Raw genomic sequence first — 4268 nt, 5'->3', positions numbered from 1 at the left:
AGGCCTGGGGAGCCGCTCTTTCGACGCGCGGGGGGGATTCGTTGGTCGAGGCGCGAGGTACGAGCGATCGAGGCCTGGCGAGCCGCTCTTTCGACGCGCGGGGGGATTCGTTGGTCGAGGCGCGAGGTACGAGCGATCGAGGCCTGGCGAGCCGTTCCTTCAGCGTGCAGGGTCAGATGAACGCGGCGTGGCCGGTGATCGTGCGGCCCACGATGAGGGTGTTCATCTCCCGAGTGCCCTCATAGGAGTAGATGGCCTCCGCGTCGGCGAAGTGACGGGCCACCGTGTACTCGAGCGTGACGCCGTTGCCGCCGAACAGCTCGCGGCACCAGGCCACAGTCTCGCGCATGCGACTGGTGGTATACGTCTTGGCGAGGGCGGAGTGCTCGTCGCGCTGAGTTCCCTCGTCGAGCATCTGCGACACCCGCACCACCATGCCGAGGCTCGCGGTGATGTTGCCGAGGCTCTTCACGAGCAGGTCCTGCACCAGCTGGTGGCCCCCGATCGGCTTGCCGAACTGCATGCGGGTCGTGGAATAGGCCACGGCGGCGTCGTAGGCGCCCACCGCGTTGCCCACGGCCGACCAGGCGACCTCGGCGCGGGTGAGCCGCAGCACCTTGGCGGTGTCCTTGAAGGAGTTGGCCTTCTGCAGGCGCAGGCTTTCGGCTACGACAACGTTCTCGAGCGTGATGTCGGCGTTCTGCACGGAACGCAGGCTGATCTTGCCCTCGATCTTTGTCGCCGTGTAGCCGACGGTATCGGTGGGCACGATAAAGCCCTTCACCTGGTCATCGGCTTCGTCGCGCGCCCACACGATGGTGATGTCGCTGAACGTGCCGTTGCCGATCCAGCGCTTCGCGCCATTGAGCACCCAGCTGTCGCCGTCGCGTCGTGCCGTGGTGTGCAACCCGCGGGCGGCATCGCTGCCCGACAGTGGCTCGGTGAGTCCGAAGGCGCCGAGCACGTCGCCGGACGCGAGCTTCGGCAGCCACTCGGCGCGCTGCTCCGCGGAACCACAGACCGCAATGGAGCCGGCCGCGAGGCCATTTTGCACGCCCACGAACGTGGCAATGGATGCGTCGACGCGCGAGAGTTCGAGCGCCACGAAACCGCGGAACACGGCGGAATTCTCGAACGGCGCCGTCTCCGGCCACTGGTACGAGAACATGCCGAGCTTCGCGAGCGGCTTGATGACCTCGTGGGGGAATTCGGCCCGCTCCCAGCATCCGTTGACAATCGGTCGCACCTCGGCGTCGAGGTAGGCGCGGAGTTCGGTGAGGGCGTCTCTCTCTTGGTCGGTCAGCAGATTCTGGTAGCCGTAGAAGTCGCTCGTGAGGTGCTCAAAGGTCATTACTTGCTCCTTCGCAAGGGTCGCCTGCAGAACGCAGAGTGTCTGCAGCCTAGGCAGCACGCCAACCGTACCCAAGCTGGTTGGTAGTTTGGTCTAAACGCCGAGGGAATGAGACAGCCATGTTTGTGGGCATCACCAATACGCCTCGGGATTATGCCTGGGGATCCGCCACCGCGATCGCCGACCTGCTGGGGCACCCCGCGTCGGGCGGTCCCGAAGCGGAACTCTGGCTCGGCGCGCACGCCGGCTCGCCCTCGGTGATCGAAAACCCCGACCAGGTCGGCGGTGCCGCAAACCTCGCCGACTGGATCGCGGCCGCACCCGAGGTGGCGCTGGGCGCGGCCCGGATCGGCGGCACTGTCGCCGGCGGATCGTCCCCGGTCGCTGGACGAAAAGGGGAGACCGTTGCGTCACCGCGGCTGCCCTTTCTGCTGAAGATCCTCGCCGCCGACCGGCCCCTCTCGCTGCAGGCGCACCCCACCTCGGAGCGAGCGCGCGCCGGGTTCGAACTCGAAAACGCCTCCGATGTGCCCGTCAGCGCTGGCAATCGCAACTACCGCGACCCGTTCCACAAGCCCGAGGTGATCTACGCGCTCAGCGAGACGTTCGAGGCGCTGAGCGGATTTCGCGACCTCGCCGAGGTGCGCCGCATCATCGAGGAGCTGCGCGCCCTGGATACGGCCACCGACGACCCGCAGCCGGGCGCCCTCGACGCGCTCGAGGCCCGGCTGGCCGGTGACGATGCCGTGCGCGAGACCGTGGACTGGCTGTTGCGTGACGGCCGCGGGGGCGACTCCGGCGAGGTGAAGTGGCTGGTGGAGCGCGTCGTGGCGCTCGCCGACTACGCCGTCTTTCTCGCCGAGGGTGGTGCGGTGATCAGCTTTGCGCGCGAACTCGCTACCGTGCAAACACTGGCACGGGCGTACCCTGGCGATCCCGGTATCGTGATCGCGCTGCTTCTCAACCGGGTGTCGCTCAGCCGCGGTGAGGCGCTCTATCTCCCGGCCGGCAACATCCACGCTTATCTCTCCGGACTCGGTGTTGAGGTGATGGCCGCATCGGACAACGTGCTGCGTGGCGGCCTCACCCCCAAACACATCGACATTGACGAGCTGCTCACCGTGCTCGACTTCACCCCGGTGCCACCGCCCCATCTCGTGCCGATCGTGGAATCCCCAGGGGTATCGGTTTTCCGGCCGGACGTGTCCGACTTCCAGCTCGTGCACATCGAGGCGGTCGCGTCGACACCGACGGGTGAGCCCGGGAGTGTCGGTGCGAGCGTTCCGATGCGGCAGTTCACGCTGACCGGCCCGGGAATCGCCATCTGCACGGCCGGCGGATTTCTCGTGGCCGGTGCCGGGGCATCCGCAACGGTGAAGCGCGGCCAGGCGGTGTACGTGACGCCCGACGAGGGCACGCTCACGTTCGCCGGCGCCGGCGAGGTCTTTCTCGCCACCACCGGCGCCTGAGTCCGGGCGAGAGCCGCGCTCGCCGCCGGCTTTCATGAGGGCGACAGATAGTCTGTACGGGCGCCGCACCGGGTGCGGCGCTGCGACGTTGAACGTTCCGAATGAAGAGGGAATACACATGGCTTGGTTGGTCACCGGTGGTGCCGGATACATCGGTTCGCACGTAGTGCGGGCGTTTCTGGCCGAGGGCATCAAGGTGGTGGTGCTCGACAACCTGTCGAGCGGCCATGAGCGATTTGTGCCCGCGGATGTTCCCTTCGTGCGCGGCGACGTTCTCGACGGCGAACTGTTGCTCAACCTGTTCGCCGACCACCAGATCGACGGCGTTGTGCACGTGGCCGGTTTCAAGTACGCCGGGGTGTCGGTGCAGCGCCCCCTGCACACGTACGAGCAGAACGTCACGGCCACCGCCACCCTGCTCGCCGCCATGCAGGAGTCGGGCATCGACAAGATCGTCTTCTCATCGAGCGCCGCCGTCTACGGCACGCCGCACACCGACCTCGTCACCGAGGGCACGCCCAAGAGCCCTGAATCGCCGTATGGGGAGTCGAAGCTCATCGGCGAATGGCTCTTGCGCGATCAGGGCATCGCGACCGGTCTCACGCACACCTCCCTGCGCTACTTCAACGTCGTGGGCTCCGGAGCGCTCGACCTGAGCGACACCAGCCCGCACAACCTGTTCCCGCTGGTGTTCGCTGCGCTCGCCGAGGGGCGCACCCCGCGCATCAACGGCACCGACTATCAGACACCCGACGGAACGTGCGTGCGGGATTACATTCACGTGGCGGACCTCGCCGTGTCGCACGTGGCCGCCGCCCGGCGCCTCGCCGCCGGCGAGACCATCGAATCCGTCTACAACCTCGGCAGCGGGGACGGGGTGTCCGTGGGCGAGATCATGTCGACGGTGGCGACCGTGACCGGAATCGACTTCGTGCCGGAGCACGGCCCGCGGCGCGCGGGAGATCCCGACCGCATCGTCGCCTCCGGTGAACTGGCTGCTCGCGACCTGGACTGGAAAATGCGTCACAGTCTCGATGACATGGTGCGCAGCGCCTGGGAATCCTCACAGGCGGCCGTGCTCGCGGATGCCTCCGGCGGCGCCGTCCTCGACGGCGGGGAGTTCGTGCATCGGGCGTGAAATCGCCCGGCAAGTGGGTGAAGAAGCGCCGAATTTGCGTGAAACCCCCCAAATGCCCGACTTTGATCCGTTGGGCGCGTCGCAACTCTCTAGAAACTATTGAGGGTTTACTATCCGCGACTTGACGAAAAGGAATTACACGGGTGTAATTAGGGGGTGACGCGCAACCGGGGCGTCACTTGATCGGTGGGAGACGATATGGCTATACCTGATTATCGTTCTGGAGTCCCCGAGGACTGGTTCGTTGATCCTGTTTACCTGGGTGTACCCGGCGTTCGACAGGACATTGGCGAGGGCAACCCCCTCTCCT

At 66.4% G+C, this 4268-nt stretch carries 3 protein-coding genes and 1 pseudogene; 3 read left to right on the top strand and 1 reads right to left on the bottom strand.

Annotation, left to right across the window (positions count from 1 at the left end; translation table 11 throughout):
* Positions 1 to 172: 172 nt before the first annotated feature.
* Positions 173 to 1351 carry an acyl-CoA dehydrogenase family protein gene (locus JF66_RS17375; protein WP_035879991.1) on the bottom strand — a complete coding sequence of 393 codons (1179 nt, stop codon included), beginning with the start codon at positions 1349 to 1351 and terminating at the stop codon, positions 173 to 175.
* A gap of 119 nt (positions 1352 to 1470) precedes the next feature.
* Here JF66_RS17375 and manA point away from each other — a divergent pair, with 119 nt between their 5' ends.
* From manA to JF66_RS24535, 3 genes and pseudogenes are all read left to right on the top strand, one after another.
* Complete coding sequence (manA, locus tag JF66_RS17370; protein ID WP_035879989.1) at positions 1471 to 2820, top strand: mannose-6-phosphate isomerase, class I; 1350 nt, start codon at positions 1471 to 1473, stop codon at positions 2818 to 2820.
* 118 nt (positions 2821 to 2938) lie between these two features.
* Positions 2939 to 3958, top strand: a complete 1020-nt coding sequence (gene galE, locus JF66_RS17365) for a UDP-glucose 4-epimerase GalE (protein ID WP_051973708.1) — start codon at positions 2939 to 2941, stop codon at positions 3956 to 3958.
* Between the two features lie 198 nt (positions 3959 to 4156).
* Positions 4157 to 4268 (top strand): annotated as a pseudogene (locus tag JF66_RS24535) (WhiB family transcriptional regulator); the annotation flags it as partial.

This window comes from Cryobacterium sp. MLB-32 (assembly GCF_000738085.1).
Taxonomy (GTDB): domain Bacteria; phylum Actinomycetota; class Actinomycetes; order Actinomycetales; family Microbacteriaceae; genus Cryobacterium.
The sequence above is the reverse complement of the archived record's forward strand: the minus strand, read 5'-3'. Positions and strand labels throughout refer to the sequence as shown.